This window comes from Shewanella sp. UCD-KL12 (assembly GCF_001957125.1).
Taxonomy (GTDB): domain Bacteria; phylum Pseudomonadota; class Gammaproteobacteria; order Enterobacterales; family Shewanellaceae; genus Shewanella.
This window is the reverse complement of sequence record NZ_MPHJ01000004.1, coordinates 226158-242562: the sequence shown is the minus strand read 5'-3', so window position 1 is coordinate 242562 and position 16405 is coordinate 226158. Positions and strand designations below refer to the sequence as shown.

The 16405-nt window shown below is 39.3% G+C and carries 17 protein-coding genes; 9 read left to right on the top strand and 8 right to left on the bottom strand.

Annotated features, from left to right (window positions below; translation table 11 throughout):
- Window positions 1-163 precede the first annotated feature (163 nt).
- Complete coding sequence (gene gap / locus BM736_RS10275) at window positions 164-1174, top strand: type I glyceraldehyde-3-phosphate dehydrogenase (protein WP_076411543.1); 1011 nt, start codon at window positions 164-166, stop codon at window positions 1172-1174.
- A 113-nt stretch (window positions 1175-1287) separates the two neighbouring features.
- Here the strand turns inward: gap and BM736_RS10270 are convergent, their stop codons facing one another.
- Complete coding sequence (locus BM736_RS10270; protein ID WP_083700038.1) at window positions 1288-2730, bottom strand: diguanylate cyclase; 1443 nt, start codon at window positions 2728-2730, stop codon at window positions 1288-1290.
- Between the two features lie 316 nt (window positions 2731-3046).
- Here BM736_RS10270 and BM736_RS10265 point away from each other — a divergent pair, with 316 nt between their 5' ends.
- From BM736_RS10265 to bfr (BM736_RS10255), 3 genes are all read left to right on the top strand, one after another.
- Window positions 3047-3730 carry a tRNA/rRNA methyltransferase gene (locus BM736_RS10265; RefSeq protein WP_076411542.1) on the top strand — a complete coding sequence of 228 codons (684 nt, stop codon included), beginning with the start codon at window positions 3047-3049 and terminating at the stop codon, window positions 3728-3730.
- 311 nt (window positions 3731-4041) lie between these two features.
- Window positions 4042-4512, top strand: coding sequence for a bacterioferritin (gene bfr, locus BM736_RS10260; RefSeq protein ID WP_076411540.1), 471 nt, complete (start codon window positions 4042-4044; stop codon window positions 4510-4512).
- A 1-nt stretch (window position 4513) separates the two neighbouring features.
- Window positions 4514-4996: a bacterioferritin gene (bfr, locus tag BM736_RS10255; protein ID WP_076411539.1), complete on the top strand. Its 483-nt coding sequence runs from the start codon at window positions 4514-4516 to the stop codon at window positions 4994-4996.
- 67 nt (window positions 4997-5063) lie between these two features.
- Here the strand turns inward: bfr (BM736_RS10255) and BM736_RS10250 are convergent, their stop codons facing one another.
- The 3 genes from BM736_RS10250 to BM736_RS10240 form a co-directional block, all read right to left on the bottom strand.
- The gene (locus tag BM736_RS10250) at window positions 5064-5432 is read right to left on the bottom strand and encodes a hypothetical protein (protein ID WP_076411537.1); all 369 of its coding nucleotides are present in this window, start codon (window positions 5430-5432) and stop codon (window positions 5064-5066) included.
- A 229-nt stretch (window positions 5433-5661) separates the two neighbouring features.
- Window positions 5662-6054: a glycine zipper family protein gene (locus BM736_RS10245; protein WP_076411536.1), complete on the bottom strand. Its 393-nt coding sequence runs from the start codon at window positions 6052-6054 to the stop codon at window positions 5662-5664.
- A gap of 268 nt (window positions 6055-6322) precedes the next feature.
- Window positions 6323-6598: a hypothetical protein gene (locus BM736_RS10240; RefSeq protein WP_076411534.1), complete on the bottom strand. Its 276-nt coding sequence runs from the start codon at window positions 6596-6598 to the stop codon at window positions 6323-6325.
- 218 nt (window positions 6599-6816) lie between these two features.
- Here BM736_RS10240 and BM736_RS10235 point away from each other — a divergent pair, with 218 nt between their 5' ends.
- The gene (locus tag BM736_RS10235; protein WP_372828677.1) at window positions 6817-7107 is read left to right on the top strand and encodes a hypothetical protein; all 291 of its coding nucleotides are present in this window, start codon (window positions 6817-6819) and stop codon (window positions 7105-7107) included.
- 3 nt (window positions 7108-7110) lie between these two features.
- Here the strand turns inward: BM736_RS10235 and BM736_RS10230 are convergent, their stop codons facing one another.
- Both BM736_RS10230 and BM736_RS10225 read right to left on the bottom strand, forming a co-directional pair.
- Window positions 7111-8469 carry an FAD-binding oxidoreductase gene (locus BM736_RS10230; protein WP_076411532.1) on the bottom strand — a complete coding sequence of 453 codons (1359 nt, stop codon included), beginning with the start codon at window positions 8467-8469 and terminating at the stop codon, window positions 7111-7113.
- Between the two features lie 48 nt (window positions 8470-8517).
- A complete protein-coding gene (locus tag BM736_RS10225) occupies window positions 8518-9072 on the bottom strand; it encodes a GNAT family N-acetyltransferase (RefSeq protein ID WP_076411530.1) in 555 nt (184 codons plus the stop codon).
- 257 nt (window positions 9073-9329) lie between these two features.
- On the opposite strand from BM736_RS10225, the gene BM736_RS10220 reads away from it, so the two are divergent.
- Entirely contained in the window at window positions 9330-10388 is a 1059-nt protein-coding gene (locus tag BM736_RS10220; protein ID WP_076411529.1) for a hypothetical protein, read from the top strand.
- 115 nt (window positions 10389-10503) lie between these two features.
- Here BM736_RS10220 and BM736_RS10215 read toward each other — a convergent pair whose 3' ends face one another.
- A complete protein-coding gene (locus tag BM736_RS10215) occupies window positions 10504-11199 on the bottom strand; it encodes an SDR family oxidoreductase (RefSeq protein ID WP_076411527.1) in 696 nt (231 codons plus the stop codon).
- A gap of 104 nt (window positions 11200-11303) precedes the next feature.
- Window positions 11304-11651: a hypothetical protein gene (locus tag BM736_RS10210; protein WP_076411803.1), complete on the bottom strand. Its 348-nt coding sequence runs from the start codon at window positions 11649-11651 to the stop codon at window positions 11304-11306.
- Between the two features lie 234 nt (window positions 11652-11885).
- Here BM736_RS10210 and BM736_RS10205 point away from each other — a divergent pair, with 234 nt between their 5' ends.
- The 3 genes from BM736_RS10205 to BM736_RS10195 all read left to right on the top strand — a co-directional run bounded on the left by BM736_RS10205 (window position 11886) and on the right by BM736_RS10195 (window position 16405).
- Complete coding sequence (locus BM736_RS10205) at window positions 11886-13883, top strand: methyl-accepting chemotaxis protein (protein ID WP_076411526.1); 1998 nt, start codon at window positions 11886-11888, stop codon at window positions 13881-13883.
- Between the two features lie 34 nt (window positions 13884-13917).
- The gene (locus BM736_RS10200; protein WP_256717780.1) at window positions 13918-15063 is read left to right on the top strand and encodes an ecdysteroid 22-kinase family protein; all 1146 of its coding nucleotides are present in this window, start codon (window positions 13918-13920) and stop codon (window positions 15061-15063) included.
- A gap of 379 nt (window positions 15064-15442) precedes the next feature.
- Window positions 15443-16405 carry an ABC transporter substrate-binding protein gene (locus BM736_RS10195; RefSeq protein WP_076411522.1) on the top strand — a complete coding sequence of 321 codons (963 nt, stop codon included), beginning with the start codon at window positions 15443-15445 and terminating at the stop codon, window positions 16403-16405.

Here is a 16405-nt window from a genome sequence, read left to right as displayed (position 1 = left end):
ACAAAGCGATGGTCGTTTTTTGTAAAAAACATGACCAATGTAAAAGAAAAAGCGATTATGTTAACCATTCAGCCGCTAAAAACAGGATATTACTTGACGGTGGCTGTCAGTTTGGTAATTTTACTACCAGTAGATAATTTTCCAATCACTAGAGGGATATCAGATGACTATCCGCGTAGCAATTAACGGTTATGGCCGTATCGGACGAAATGTTTTACGTGCACTTTATGAAAGCGAAAAGGATTACCCAATCCAAATCGTTGCACTCAATGATCTCGGCGATGCATCAATCAATGCACACCTAACTAAGTATGATTCCGTTCACGGTCGTTTCAATGCAAAAGTGGAAAACGATGATGAAGCTATCTATGTGAACCAAGATAAGATTCTAACTTTCTCTGAGCGTGACCCATCAAAACTGCCATGGGCAGAGCTCAATGTTGATGTGGTATTTGAATGTACTGGTATATTCACATCTAAAGAAGCTGTTCAGCCTCACCTAGATGCAGGTGCTAAAAAAGTACTTATCTCTGCACCAGGTAAGAATGTTGATGCTACTGTTGTTTACGGTGTAAATAACGATGAAATCACTGCTGACATGACTGTTATTTCAAATGCTTCTTGTACTACTAACTGTTTAGCGCCATTCGCTAAGCCGTTAAATGACGAGATTGGTATTGAGTCTGGCTTGATGACGACTATTCACGCTTACACGAACGATCAGCGTCTATCAGATGTTTATCACACAGACCTTAGACGTGCTCGTGCCGCTGCAATGTCAATGATCCCAACTAAGACAGGTGCTGCTGCAGCTGTGGGTCTTGTTGTTCCAGAATTAGCCGGTAAATTTGACGGCCTAGCGGTTCGAGTTCCTACCGTGAACGTTTCTCTTGTAGATCTATCATTCATCGCTGCGCGTGACACTACTGTTGAAGAAGTTAACGCAATTATCGAAAGTGCAGCTTCACTTTCGCCAATGAATGAAGTTTTGGCAGTGAACAAAGAGCCTTTGGTTTCTATCGACTTTAACCACAACCCGTTCTCGTCAAACTTTGACGCAACACAAACTCGTGTAAACGGCCGTTTAGTTAAAGTTATGGCTTGGTACGATAACGAGTGGGGTTTCAGTAACCGTATGCTCGATAATGCTGTAGCACTAATGACTGCAAAGTAAACTGCTCATGTAAGCTTATAGAATATTAGTTTTATAAGCTTAAGCGTTTAAAAGCCAACCTTTCGGTTGGCTTTTTTGTACTTATGATGTCTCGCTCTAAACTCATAGAGCAATTAATTTAACGCTTGAAATTGATAATTGTCTCTTCCTATTGATTTGGCTTTATACATCAATTTATCGGCAAGATTTATTAACTTTTGCGCGTCTACCCTCTTTGCTCCACAATGCACTGCGCCAAGACTTATCGTCACATCATGATCTGTGTTATCAACTAGAATAGATTGAGATGAAACGATGTTTTGCACCGATTTTGCGACCATTTCAGCTTCATTGACACCTAGGTTAGTAATGAGTACACAGAACTCTTCACCACCGACTCTGGCAAAAATACTCTGCTTTGGTAAAACATCACTTACCCTTTTAACAATGTCTTGAATGACTTTATCACCAGCAGGATGACCAAAGTTATCATTTATCGATTTAAAATGGTCAATATCAAAAAGTATCAGTGATAATACGGACGAGTCAGAAATACAACGCTTATGTAACTGCTCCATAAAGTTGCGACGGTTATTAATCCCCGTTAGTTCATCTGTACGCGCTAATCGATTGAGTTCTTCATTTAGCGCACTCAGGGCTAATGTACGCATATATACGGCACGTCGTAAGTGTACTATGTACGTAATGACTGCTATTACAATACAGAAAAGTGTTAAAGGAAGAAGGTATTTCGGATAGACAGTTTCTGCATGTATCCACTTTGCTGTGATTCTATCTAAATCTACTTGAGATAAGTTTTTCAGCCCTTGTCGCAATTCCATTTGTAAATGATAGCTGTCCTCCCGTACAGCAGGCCTTACTAAGCCTGTATAGAGGTGCTTCACAGGAGAAAAACGTACTGGGCTATCAGATGTATAGAGATAAAAGTTAGCTACTTGAAAGTCTGCCACAAACGCTTTGATATCACCTGCAAAAGCACGTTGAATCATCTCTTCATTATTCTTATAGCTAACAACTTCTGCTTCAGGAAAATGTTGAAAGACATAACTTTGCTCATAGCCGCCAGCCACAACACCAAGTTTGCCAGACTCAAGAAAAGTGTCTACATCAGTGCCCAATAAAGATGAAGAAAAAAACAGTTGGGTTTCAATTTCAACTATGCCATCTAAGTAGTTTAGATACTCATCCCGCGACTCTGACCAAAGTAGCCCAGCATGCAGATCAGCCTTTCCTTGCCGTACTAACTGTAAAGAGTCATTCCAATCAGTGAGCAGGAAGGAAACCTTTACCCCGTTAACGCGGCCGTATTCTTTCCAAAAGTCGACCAACATCCCCTGAGGTTCGCCATATTTATCTATATATGAAAACGGTTTCCACGCTTTTGAGTTTGCAATGACAAGTTCTTTATCTTGGCTGAATAGATCTTGCTTGTATTTAGTATCGCTGGCTATTGAAGTATTCGCAGGGAGGAATATTGAAATGACACAGCCAATGAAAATAGTTGTAAGTGGTGTGTATCGCCTTATCCAAGAACAAGCAATAAGAGAAAGTTGCATGAGTTACATCCAATTGTAAAAATCGTAGTGGTCTACGTGGCATTCTTTGCCAATGACTAATCATAACAGGTACAGGTTATTACTGTAAGTAATGCAAGTTCAATTCACGCTTGTTATGTTAAATTGCATGAATGTAACTGCTTGTTTGATTATCCATCTAGGTTGATATATCAAAACGTTTTTATTTCGCTATCAAGCTGTTCAATAGCGTATTGGCAAAGGCTCTTACAATAAAATTATTTTAGTTATTCATTTACTTTTTCTGCCTTACAAGTAAAAATGTTGCGCCTTAATATCTCGTTACTATGCTGAATATATGCCGTTATCTTTTGTACTTGTAGAACCTACTCGCCCAGCTAATGTTGGCGCAGCAGCACGTGCGATAAAAACCATGGGGTTTGACCAGCTCATACTGGTCAATTCAACGCTTCATCTTGAAAAAGAAGCGCATTGGTTAGCCCATGGTGCTACAGATATCCTCGATAATGTTAAAGTGGTGAGTTCTGTTGAAGCTTTGCGGGATAACTTCGATCAACTCATAGCGACTACTGCGCGGGAACGGGGAACACCTAGGCAGTTTTTAACACCAGAATCTTTACAAGAAACTTTAGTTAATCAAGCTGGATCAGTTAATCGAATTGCCCTTCTTTTCGGTAGAGAATCCAGTGGACTCACCAATAGTGAATTAGCCATATGTGATCTCTACTCATATGTTCCGCTTCATGCTGATTACCCGTCACTTAATTTGGCACAAGCAGTCATGGTATATAGCTATGCATTAAGTCAGGTTAACAATAGGCTGCGCTCCATAAGTACTAAGGCTGAAGATGGTCAATTACAAGCACTTAAAAGTAGAACACGTAATATGCTCATGCAAATAAACAGTAATGAAGATCCTAAGTTAGCTCAATGGCTGCTTGATGGGATGAGTTTACTGGGCGACAGAGACTGTAAAATGGCTCATCAACTGCTCAATGATATCAGTAAGAAACTCGATTAAATAATGCCGCCTAGGTACAAAAAGTAGGTTCGTGAAGTTTAGGTTAAATGAGCTTGTTTCACTGTACACGCCATATCCCACAGCGAATACGAATCGCTCTCTTTCGTGTTACAAATTGCTTATGTTTCAGGTAGATATAATCCTCCCTAATAGACTTATTTAGTCTAATTCTTCACGCTAGTTGTCCTATTATTTATTTGATGTAGATCAATTTTTTATGCTGGCTGTCCTTTATTCATATCGAGCAACTACTTCATGGATAAAAAAGCCTATAGATAATAAATGGCGTGATTAACAATGGGAGCCGACTGATGAAAGGTAAGAGTAAAGTCACGAGTGTACTAAATCAGATGTTGTTGCTAGAACTCACCTCTATAAATCAATATTTTTTACATGCAAGGATCTATAAAAACTGGGGATTAGAGGAGTTAAACGAAAAGGAATACGAAAAATCGATACTTGATATGAAACAAGCCGATGATCTGATCGAGCGGATCTTATTTCTAGAAGCACTACCTAATTTGCAGCAACTCAATAAGCTCCGCATTGGTGAACATACTGCAGAGATGATCCAATGTGATATGGACTTGCAGATAGAACAGATTGCAGCTTTAAGAGATGCAATTGCTCTCTGTGAGGTCGAAGAGGATTATATTAGTCGTGAATTACTCGAAAAGATCCTCAATGGTGAAGAGGACCATTTAGACTGGATTGAGTCGCAACAATTCTTGATTGATACAACAGGTATTGAAAATTATCAACAATCTATGATGGAGGATTAACATGAAAGGTGTTCAGAATGTTATCAACAACTTAAATAAGCAGCTGACCCTAGAGTTGACCTCTATGGATCAGTACCTAGCGCATGCAAAAATGTATGAAGACTGGGGGATTAATAAACTTCATGAAAAACTTGAGCATGAACATCTAGAAGAGCTAGATCATGCAAAAAGGATCACTGAGCGCATTCTTTTTCTTGAAGGGACGCCTGATACAGCTTCAAGACAAGCGATCCATGTGGGAGATAATGTAAAACAGATGCTAGAAAATGATCTTGAAGCCGAACGAACAGTTGCTGCGAGTCTTAGAGAAATTATAGGTATCTGTGAAAAAGAGCAAGATTATATTAGCCGTGAAATCCTTGAAGATCTGCTTGATGATACTGAGATGGATCATATTTATTGGCTAGAGCAACATTTAGGTTTGATAGATAAAATAGGGATTCAAAACTATATTCAATCACAGATGGGCAGTCAGGATAGTTGATAAAGTCATGCTGACTCACTAAGCAGAGATTAATAGCTAAGGTGTGTATTAATCTCTGTTATTTTGTTCAAACTTGATAGATATTTGCTTTAGTAACACTCGTCTTAATGGCATCATCTAAGGCCGTAATGTTATATTGTATATAACCAAGTAGTATTGCCTCCTCTTTTGGCGCTAAATTTAAACATATCACCTTGCGATACATCGAGAGCGTTTCGGCCTTATGTTTAAGTAATGCACTTACTGACACCTCTTTTGCATTCTGATGATAATCCATCATGGTAGACAGAGACAGGGTGAGCATAGTATTAATACCCTGTTTAATACTTTCACAATCTACCTGTCTGACCGCATTAGCAGCCCTTGCACGAGCATGAACACAATCAGAATATCTAGTTTGGTACATGGTTGAATTAGCTTTGTTGTATACACCCATTAGTGACCTCTATATAAGGAATGGCAACCCGTTAAAGTCATTATGTCTAACGCTAACTGAACCTCAGCTTAATCGATTAACCATTCAAACTTTCGAATGAGGTAGAGCTTAGTAAGGAAATTCAAGTACAAAAAAACCTGCTAAAAGCAGGCTTTAAGTAAAACCGGTTAACTTATCTGTTAGCGAATTAAGTTAAGGGTTTTAGAGAAAATGTACTCGCTCATCGCGATTAGTTTAGGACCACATAGCCACGATTTACCATACAGTTTTTAACAATCGTTTGTTTTTCTGCTTCATGGCTAGCTTCATTTTGACGGCTAGAGCGGTTTCTTCCTAAAGCGCCACCAACGACACCGATAGCTGCACCTGTTTTAGCACCATCTGTGCCTGAACCACCAGAAATTGCACCAGCAGCAGCACCTAAAGCCGCGCCTTTAGCCGCACCAGATACTACTCCACCTTCAGCTTGTTGCTTTTGAGCCTGCTGGGAGAGTTCAGTACACTCATGCATATCAAAGATATAGTCTTTTTCATCTACACCGGTTTTATCAATAACAACATTTGACGCCGCTACTGATGCATGAAAAATAAAAATTCCAGTTGCTAATAATACTCTCTTCATCAAAACACCTTGATTGTAATTATTTTGTTAATAGATTACTACGATCGGCATGAGCCGTAAATAGGCGGATCTTAGTGGTTTCAAGCTGAATAGGAACTTAATGAGCAATTAATATGTTAGACGCATATGTCTTATGTACTGAAAAAGTATTGGTATGTCACAAATTTGATTGCGTGAGCGGCTAATCTAGTGAGAATGACTGGTTTACTTAATTTTAAGCTTATGGCCGAAACCTGGATAACTACTGATTAACTGTAAATTTTATTAGCTAGTAACGCTTGATCCGAACCACTTTCATTACTTCGATATCAAATCCTGCAACCTTCTCTGTTTCAGGGTAATAGGTCATGTTCACCCTATTGCCTTTTAAACATTTGAACTTCTTAGGTCTCCTGAATTTAAATGGCGCATCACAACCTTCAATCATGACGGTATGTTGTACCCACTCCTCAACATCTCTTTGAGTATGAGAAATAATTTTTACTCCCTCAGAGTGGACTAATTTCTCATGAGTTGTGAGCATCTTATCTAACTTTGACTTCATTTTATCCCCCTCTTTTTTACAGCCATTAATAATAGCAAGGGAACATAATTTACGCACTATTTTGTGCAAAATTTCAAACTTAAAAATGCTCAACTATGCTTATTGAGTGGTTTTAAATCCGACTTAGTAACAATGCGTCTAAATGAATAAGTCACTAAATCACATCTCAAAATACACAAGGCGCAAACTGGCAACTCATTGACTTTAAAGAGGGACATATGGCTTGGTTAGATACCATTAACTTTGTAAAGGGCTTAAGTGGCAAGAAATTAGAAGCTGCTGAAATTTTTGCGAACTACTTTATTAGTAAAGAAGTTCAAACGCATGTGTCAAAAGAACTATCTATGGTGCCAGCATCATCACTCGCACCAATCAATAAGTTGCTAGGAGGAGCAGAACAGATATTTAAACAAGATATGTTTGTTCCCCCCTATGACGATAGCTCTTATGAGTTAATGAAAAGGATGACTGACAGAGCTAACAGACAAGCTGGAAACACAGTTGATTAATCGCTAAGTATACCTATCTTTAAGCCAGCCATAATGATAATAGCCCCATTGTCCTATGCGACGAAGTTTTGCTAAGGGGAATTTGGGTAATGGTTTATTATAGAGCGGCAATTTAGGGATCTGCTTTCCCGCGATCCTTTGTGCTGTTCGATAGGCAGCTTGTGCACTAAAAGAAACCCCTGAACCACAATACCCAAGACTATAGCTTACGCCATCGTTCTCATATACATGAGGCATATCATCAAGTGCGGCTGCAATCCATCCCGTCCAATTATAATCAATTGGAATATTAGACAAGCATGGAAAACATTGGTTTAAGGCATACTTCAGTCGCTGCGCGTAGATAGGGTTTGATGCATCTTTACCATAAATGGCGCCGCGCCCACCAAAAAGTAGCCTATTGTCAGGCAGTAACCGATAGTAATACTTTAAAATTCTTGTATCCATTGTTACTTGATGGGTATTTAAGCCAGCCTGCTCAAGTTGATCAGAAGTTAAGGGCCTAGTGACTATGATATTACTCAAAATGGGTAAAAACCGGTTGTCTACGGCTTGATGAAAGTGTTGCGGGGTGTAGGCATTTCCAGCTGTAACGACTTTCTTAGCAGTAATTTGTGCCCTAGAGGTAATTAATTTATGCAGCCCATGTTCCGTCGTCCACTTATTAATGCAAGAGCCTTCATGGATCTCAACGCCAAGTGACTCTACCGCACTCTTGTAACCAAGTACTAATTTAAGCGGGTTTAACCCAAAACCATCATTTAAGCGTAGGGCTCCAAATGATTGATGATGCAGCATAAATTCGCTTTTAAATCTATCTTGTGAAATATACTCAGCCTGCCCACCGAGATGAGTTGAGATAAACTTACTGGCGTTTTTGAGTTGTTCAAGCGCCTTAGGGTTATGAGCGACTTTTAAATACCCCTTCTCTTGAGGCTCACATGCTATCTGATGCTTTGCGATCAGATTATCTACGCGCTCAACAGCTTGTGTGAACTCATTATAGATACCCTGTGTTACCTCAAGGCCCCATTGAGAAGCCATCTGACTATAACTTAACCTGCCAGAACCTTTGAGCACAAAACCAGCATTACGACCACTTGCCCCAAAGCCAACGCGATTGGCCTCAACCACAGTTGCTCGTATATTAAATTCTGAGGCTAAATAATATGCGGTGAGTAATCCCGTATACCCTGCCCCAATAATAGCAACATCAGTATTTATATCATTGCATAACGGGCTAGTCGCTGACTTAGCGACTTCAACAGTTGATGACCAATATGATTGTGGACAGTCTAACCCTGCAGCAGAACTATGAACTAAAGGGTCAAAATGTAACTCATCACTGCATTTGTGAGTCATGAACGTGCCTTGTTATTGAAAAAGATACTTAAAAAGATGTTCAAAACGTTATTTAAAAATAAGTAACATTTCACAGGCTGTACAATGACAATCATCACCACAAATAACACAAACATAATCAGGATGCTCGAGCGCATCATTCCACCGATCTTTATGCTCTTTAATAAGCATTCCACCCGCTTTCGTAAAATACTTAACGGCTGAATTATTTGGGCTTTGCTTCCATAGGTGGCTGATACCCGCTTTTGCACCTTGTCTCTTGGTTGCAGCAATTGAAGCTGCGAGTAGTTTACCGCCTATTCCAGCCCCACGGTAAGACTCTGCGACAGTATTACATTTAAAGTAGCACACATGTTCAAGTTCTATGCCCCAAGCATCAGGGGTACACCACTTATCGACTTGCCAGGTACCTGGTGCATAAGTCAAACGAAAACCAACTAGCTGATCATCTTGGTATGCAACGAAGTTAGCATTTATGTCATGGCTAAAGCCTTTTAAATAAAGCGCTTCAAGTGAACATTTATCTAAGTAGCCATCCCCATGAACTTGATTGCCTAGCGAGATAACATCATCAAAATGTTCCGGGCATAGAGTTTGTATCATAGTTATCTCCAGAGAAATTATGATGATTAAGCTACCCAAAATTAACCAATATGTATATAGATAGACAGCTTTGATAAGTCTATTCACGCAACTCATAGCTAATAATCACAGTGAATTTAATCTCCCTAAAAAAACACGGCTAGTTTTTAACCATAATTATCAAGAGATAACACAAACAACGTAAAAGCTATGGAGCAAATGTTAACTAGAGGTTACTATTTGAATTGAAGGGTTGAATAACAGGGATCTGAACCATCATGAATGAACTGCCGAAGGAAGAAACAGGCATTCGCTTTAAAAAAGCTATCGATAAACCTAAAAAATTACTGGTCGTTGTTTATGAGCTATTCAGTAAAACGCTAACCGCAATAGGTGGCCTGCTTGGTAGGCTCACTGCGGCTCAAAAGCTATACCTAATTGCCCTTACTCTTTTGATCTCGTCCGATACGCTTGGCTTAGTTGCCATTATTACTGTTTTTGGATTAGTACTAGAGTTTTGGCCACTGTTTGATCGGATATGGCATACTTTGTCAGGAAAAGCCCTATTACTGCTTTTTTATGCTGTTATCGCAAATTTTGCTATTGCTGGTGCTGCGTCAGTTGTTAATGAAGTTGTCGGTGTTGCAACGACCCATTTTTCATACACTCATAATTTCGCAATATTGCTTTACTTACCGGCATGGATTATCGCCATGACCGCACTCGCTATTTTGATGTTACAGGTTGCAGTCCCCTTTTATCTCGTTGGCTTATTGCTACTTAAACCATTTGGCGTTAAAGGGTTAAGACTGATTAATCACAACCATTTTCGTTATACCACTATGATCATCCGACTAGCGCTATCCAGTGTCGTGCTGTATCACTTAGTCTTAATTGCTAGTTTAGATAGTGAATTATCTGAAGATCTCAAAGATCCTAATGGCATTGTTAATGAAGAGCTGTCTAAAGCAGCCAAGGCTGAGCTAGCTAAAGAACTAGAATCCATAGATAAAGATCTCAAAGGAAACCAAGCAGAAGATATTACTATTGGCTTATCTTTAACCTCTGATGAAATGAAGGATGCTCAAGAGGAACTTTATAAAGATGTACGCGCAAACTATGAGAAAACCGTTAGAACTTTAATCGCCCAATTTGCTTATCGATTAGAGTCAGATAGCCGTTCGCGTTGTCAAATATCTGCAGGCTCCAATGTGGTAGAGCTAAATGATTATGAGATAGTAGAAATATCGAAAAATAAAAATGAAGAGTTTGGTTTTTCTTTTGAAGTTAAAAAATGTATTTCCCCAGCCTTCCCTGCTGAAGATTTAGGGACTTAACACAAGTTCAATAAACATAAACACTGAACAGGCAATTGCCTAGGTTTTATCCTAGATAAAGAAAAAGCTAACAGTAAATGCCTGTTAGCTTTTTTATATCTAGCAAAGAGCGCCACTACCACGGGATCTCACGACCGTTGAAATCAAAAAACTTACCCGTATTTTCAATATTTAACTGATCGAGAACCTGCTTTAGACCTGTGACTGATTCTTCAGTGTCTATAAGTCCATTAGGCCCGCCCATCTCAGTTCGAACCCAGCCGGGATGAAGTGCAACAGCGGTGATATCTTCACCTTTGAGATCAATTGATAAGCTTTTAACCACAGCATTGATTGCGGCTTTAGAGGAACGGTATATATACGCACCACCACTGCTATTATCACCCATACTGCCCATCTTTGATGAAAGAACAGCAAAAATTGACGAAGGGGTTTGCTTAAGGTTATGACGAAAAGCTTCTAGTACTTTTAATGGTGAAATAGTGTTTATTTCAAATACACGTCGCCACTCATCGGCATCTGTCTGACCAAGGTAACCACCTTTAGGGCCATAATACCCCGCATTATTAATCAGCAGATCGATAGGATCATTCTTAAGGCTATCAGCAAGTTGCTGAACAGCGCCATGATCAGTGACATCTAATTGGAAAACTGAAAGTGTTTCATACTGATTAAGCATCTGAGTTAATTCATGCGCTTGTTCTGGCTCACGACAACAAGCAGTCACATTCCAACCATCATTAAGATAATGCTTAACCATGGTAAGCCCAAGCCCGCGATTTGCACCAGTGATTAACAGATGTTTGGCCATTGGTTTTTCCTTAAAAAAAATCGTTAAATTGAGATGATAATAAATGAATAATGTACGATAAAGCCGTAAAAAGGCAAAGCGTTTATAGGAATTTAAGAATAAAACTAATGATTTATCTTAGCCAAGAACTCATCGATCATCACTGAGAGTTTTTCATGGAAGTGTTCTTCAAAGTCATCTAAATCACAACCAAAATGGTCAAGATATTGTGCAGCTTTGTCATGACTTAACTGTTTTTGATTGACTGAATATTGCATTTCAGCAAGTGATTTATCATAACGTGGTAAAGGGAGCCAGATAATAAAGTTACTATCAACTTGCTTTAATTCTTGATTAGCAAATCGGCAAAAGTCAGCAATATGATCTAAACCGTCAGGCCCTAAACATCCAGGTTCTATTCGGCATAAGACGGTAAGCTTCTTCTCTTTTGGTAACGCGGTTGATTTGGGCATAACTTTTTTACCAAACACAATTCATCTAATAATTATAACGCTTGTCATTTAAAACGTTGTGTTAAAGCATTATATCAGCTTTCATCTCCATAAAACCTAAACCTTTTAGTTATATATAACCCCAGCTTTGCATCATACATCTCTATTACGTTTAACTCTTTAAGGCATTAGGCTAGAAATCAAACACAATAATGTGTATACAATATACCTAAAAGATAATAATAGAGTCATTATATGCTCACTTTCATTAAGCGCTCCCTCGTTGCCCAGCTCACTTTAGGTTTGTCTATTGCACTGTTTATAATCACACTCATCAATGGGATGTTGAATATTCAGCGTGTTACAGAAACCACTAATGCGTATTACCAAAGAGAAGTTACGCTAGCGCTAGAGCGAGTAAAAACCCAACTAAGCGGGATTTTAGAAACGAAGAAATTACAATCCGACATGCTTTTTATGAACCCAACGACGTTAGATGCTATTGAAAGCCTAAAAATTAGGGCTGCAAGCTATGAAGATAACCAAGCAATTGTTACCTTACTTGAGTACATTAAATCAGTCTCAGATAACGATCCGTTAATCGTCACCCCCTACTTCTCCTCAGCGGTCACCAATGAGTATTTTGATAAATTTGGCCGCTACCTGGAGAATGACTATAACGTGTCTAAGCGCCCATGGTGGGACGATCTATTACGCCAAAATCGTTCCTATATTGAAGATCCTCAACGGGATCTGTCAGGCCGCCTTGCTCTTGCCATGCGTGAACCTCTTTATCGAAATAATAAACTCATTGGCAGTATCGGCATGGATATTCAAATGACTGAGTTTACGCAGGAACTGATGAAAATAGCGAAAATTAATGGTCTTGGTGAATCGTTTCTGATGACAGAACAAGGTACTGCGGTAGCCTTCCCTGATATGGGTAAGTTTACAGGCAGCAAACTCAAAATTGCAGATGTAGACAAGCATTATTCAGGGGCACAAGGTTTTGCACAGTTACAAACCGCTATGCTTAATGACACTGTCCGTGGTGCAAAGGTTACCTGGCATGGAGAACAATATCTGGTTTTTAGTCAGCCAATCAAAATTAAATCTCCATACCTTGATTGGCAAGTTGCCATAATGCTACCTGAAAGCGCCATCTCAACACCAGTCAATGCAGCCCAGCTAGAAGAAGCTGTCAGGGCTTTTATCATACTTGCACTGATGATACTCGTGATAACCTTTTATAGTCGATGGCAACTGGCACCACTGCAAACTCTAGTACATGGCCTTGAAAATATAGCGTCAGGTCAAGCCGATCTTACTCGTAGAATAACCTTAACTCGACAAGATGAACTCGGTGTGCTTGCAAACGCGTTCAATAATTTTGTTTCACAACTGCAAGTAATCATTCATGGTACAAGGGATTCAGCGACAGGCCTGAAGCTAGAAACTTCTACGGCACAGACGGCTATCGAACTGTCGCAGGAATATATTAATGGTCAAAAACAAGCAATAGGTACAGTCGTCGCAGCAGCAACTGAAATGGCCCAGACTTCCGAGCATGTTGCTAGTCGAGCGCAAGCGGTGCATGAGTTAGCTAAACAAACAGGGCAAAACGTTGACGAAGGTATGCTGGTCGTTGCCAAGTCGGTAGCAGGAATTGAGCAGTTAGTAGAGCAGATTAATGACGCTTCAATGGTTGTTAAAGGGTTAGAGAAAGAAGCCCTTAATATTTCAGCAGTGCTAGAGGTGATACGAACCATTGCAGAGCAAACTAACTTACTGGCTTTAAACGCTGCGATTGAAGCAGCAAGAGCGGGCGAACAAGGCCGTGGTTTTGCTGTTGTCGCCGATGAAGTACGCTCTTTAGCATCTAAGACTCAAGAGTCTACAGCCAGTATTCAAGACATTATTATAAAATTACAAACAAGTGCCTCAAAGGCGGTAAGTGTGATGGATACGAGTCAAAATGAAGCTAATAATAGTAAAGTTCATAGCAATGATATTACTCAAGTTTTTGAGAACATCGCTCAAGTTCTAGGCCAGTTTCAAGTTCAAACCAACGAAATAGCCAGTGCTATTAATCAACAGAATACTACCGCTCAAGAAGTAAGTGAAAACATCATTAAAATCAGTGATAAAGCACAAGAAAGTGTTGAGCAAATACTTCATGTTAATGACTCAATCACAAATACGGGCCAGCAAACTGAACAGCTCAACAATCAAATATCACAATTTAGGGTCTAATTAAGTTATTATCTCCAAAAAAGCTGGATTTACCTTGAATACAGAGACGTTTATAAAGCAAACAATGGCATGCGATAGCCTAGAAGCCACTCATACAGTACAAGCACTGTGGAGTGGTTATGGGGAGATAGTTCGTTATTCAATCAGTGAGGATAACTGCCCTAACAGTATAATTGTAAAACATATTTTACCACCAACAGAGATACTTGATGCTTCGCACCCAAGAGGTTGGAGCACGAAGACATCACATGTTAGAAAACTTATCTCTTATCAAGTTGAAGCGAATTGGTATCAGTACTGGTCAAGCCTTTGTGAGGTAAGCTGCGCTGTCCCAACTTGTTTTGGTATCTTGGCAAATGACATTCCACAATTCATTCAAGTTCAAAATACAGATAAGATTGATGTTCTTGCAGGTCAACCTGAAATAGCACCTGATATCAAAGTGTTAAACTTCAAAACCGCGTCAGTTCACGGTTCAGCATTTGATGCTAACAAATCTAATACCATTTTGCTGAGCGATCTTGACCTCCATGGCTTTCCCATCCGCCATCAAGCCTTAACACTCGCCCAAGCCAAAGTGTGTATTAAGTGGTTAGCAAATTTTCATGGAAAATTTATGCAAGACTCACCTTCTGCAGATTGGCCACAAGGCTTGTGGGATAAGGGTTGTTACTGGCATTTAGAAACACGACAAGACGAATATAAAGCCATGCCCAGCAGTGAGATAAAACGGCTAGCACCTCTACTAGATAAATCTCTTAACTCCACACGCTTTAAGACGCTAATACATGGTGATGCAAAAGTTGCCAATTTTTGCTTCAACACAGACTCTACGCAAGTCGCTGCAGTCGACTTCCAGTATGTAGGTGGTGGATGTGGCATGCGTGACCTCGTCTACTTTATTGGCAGTTGTTTAACAGATAAAGAGTGTGAAGCTTCACATAAAGCACTTTGTAGTTACTATTTCTCAGCCTTACATACCGCTTTACAACGCCATAAAAACAATATTGATGCTAGCGAAGTTGAAAATGAATGGTCACGTCTGTTTTCAATAGCTTGGGCAGATTTTCATCGGTTTATCCTTGGCTGGTCACCTGATCATAAAAAGAATAATGAATTTAGTCGTTCGATGGCGGTGCAAGTAATAGCCAGTCTCAAATCATCGCCTAACATTTACTGACGAGATAAGATACACTTGTAAAGTGAATAGCTAAAGCAAAAAAGCTTTCATGAATAAGACAAAACATAGACAAACAAAGGGACTCATAGGTATCTGACGAATAGTTTTTATTGAGCATAAATTTCAATTTGCACTAATCTCGACTAAGCTTTGTAACAAGAGAGCTAACGGATAAACGTAAATCGGCATTAAGCCAAACGTGTCATAGGACACATACCTTACGAAATCACGGCTCTCTTCTTTCCTAACAAACATTCAAACTAACCAAGCATTTGAGTTCATTTTCAAATTGATTCATTCGTCCAGCTAATTCGTGATATAAATTATGTTTAAGAAGCGCCTTTATACAGATTGGTATTAACTACTGATGGTTATTTAAATGAATAAAACAATACTTACATTACTGCTCTCTGCACTATCTACAGAAGTAATGGCGTCTGATATTGTATTCGTTCATAGCTATCATCTTGATTACCCGTGGGTAAAGGAGTATCGAGATGGATTTTTAGCCACCATTAAAAGTAATAGTATTCGTGAGTATCACATGGATACTAAACGCAAAAAACTTGAAGAGTTTGATAAAATTGCTGATGAAACTTGGCAGTTAATTTCCGAGGAACAGCCTAAGCTATTGGTGATTGCCGACGATAACGCGTTAAAATTACTTGGCAGTAAGATAAATCACGCTAATATCCCAGTTATATTTTTAGGTATCAATGCCAATCCTAGACACTATATTAAGCTCAATAAAAAAGTAAGTGGCGCACTTGAGCGACCCTTACTTAAACGCTCAGTTATGATGCTCAAATCTATATTACCTGATATAAGTAAAATCAAAGTGTTAATGGATTCAAACCCCACCTCTTATGCAATTTTAGAAACGTCTTTTGATGACAAGTTTAATCAAAATATTGCAGGCACTCAGATTGATATTAAATTACAGAAGAATTTTGTAGACTGGAAAGTATCGGTAACTGAATCAAAAGATCAACAATATGACGCTATTATAGTGGCGAACTATGCGGCTTTAAGTGATAAATCAGGTAATAACATTAGCTTAGATGAGGTGAGTGAATGGACGAGCCAAAATAGCACTGTTCCTATGTTTGCTTTTTGGTCCTATTCAATCGGTAAGGGAAAAGCGATTGGTGGGCTTACGATCAGTGGTACTCAACAAGGAATCGAAGCGGCTAACAAAGCGAATCAATTTTTTGCAACAGGCACGCTCCCCTCAATCTCAACGCCCTCACGGGGACAATTTGTTTTTAGTGAATATGAGCTTAACCGATGGGACATAAAGCTTCCGAGCAATATTGATAATAAATCAATTTTGCTCGATTAA

What these genes read in the sequence shown, in the direction of transcription:
- gap (WP_076411543.1), top strand. Translation starts at nt 164, where the DNA reads ATGACTATCCGCGTAGCAATTAACGGTTATGGCCGTATCGGACGAAAT.
- BM736_RS10270 (WP_083700038.1), bottom strand. Translation starts at nt 2,730, where the DNA reads ATGCAACTTTCTCTTATTGCTTGTTCTTGGATAAGGCGATACACACCA.
- BM736_RS10265 (WP_076411542.1), top strand. Translation starts at nt 3,047, where the DNA reads ATGCCGTTATCTTTTGTACTTGTAGAACCTACTCGCCCAGCTAATGTT.
- bfr (WP_076411540.1), top strand. Translation starts at nt 4,042, where the DNA reads ATGAAAGGTAAGAGTAAAGTCACGAGTGTACTAAATCAGATGTTGTTG.
- bfr (WP_076411539.1), top strand. Translation starts at nt 4,514, where the DNA reads ATGAAAGGTGTTCAGAATGTTATCAACAACTTAAATAAGCAGCTGACC.
- BM736_RS10250 (WP_076411537.1), bottom strand. Translation starts at nt 5,432, where the DNA reads ATGGGTGTATACAACAAAGCTAATTCAACCATGTACCAAACTAGATAT.
- BM736_RS10245 (WP_076411536.1), bottom strand. Translation starts at nt 6,054, where the DNA reads ATGAAGAGAGTATTATTAGCAACTGGAATTTTTATTTTTCATGCATCA.
- BM736_RS10240 (WP_076411534.1), bottom strand. Translation starts at nt 6,598, where the DNA reads ATGAAGTCAAAGTTAGATAAGATGCTCACAACTCATGAGAAATTAGTC.
- BM736_RS10235 (WP_372828677.1), top strand. Translation starts at nt 6,817, where the DNA reads ATGGCTTGGTTAGATACCATTAACTTTGTAAAGGGCTTAAGTGGCAAG.
- BM736_RS10230 (WP_076411532.1), bottom strand. Translation starts at nt 8,469, where the DNA reads ATGACTCACAAATGCAGTGATGAGTTACATTTTGACCCTTTAGTTCAT.
- BM736_RS10225 (WP_076411530.1), bottom strand. Translation starts at nt 9,072, where the DNA reads ATGATACAAACTCTATGCCCGGAACATTTTGATGATGTTATCTCGCTA.
- BM736_RS10220 (WP_076411529.1), top strand. Translation starts at nt 9,330, where the DNA reads ATGAATGAACTGCCGAAGGAAGAAACAGGCATTCGCTTTAAAAAAGCT.
- BM736_RS10215 (WP_076411527.1), bottom strand. Translation starts at nt 11,199, where the DNA reads ATGGCCAAACATCTGTTAATCACTGGTGCAAATCGCGGGCTTGGGCTT.
- BM736_RS10210 (WP_076411803.1), bottom strand. Translation starts at nt 11,651, where the DNA reads ATGCCCAAATCAACCGCGTTACCAAAAGAGAAGAAGCTTACCGTCTTA.
- BM736_RS10205 (WP_076411526.1), top strand. Translation starts at nt 11,886, where the DNA reads ATGCTCACTTTCATTAAGCGCTCCCTCGTTGCCCAGCTCACTTTAGGT.
- BM736_RS10195 (WP_076411522.1), top strand. Translation starts at nt 15,443, where the DNA reads ATGAATAAAACAATACTTACATTACTGCTCTCTGCACTATCTACAGAA.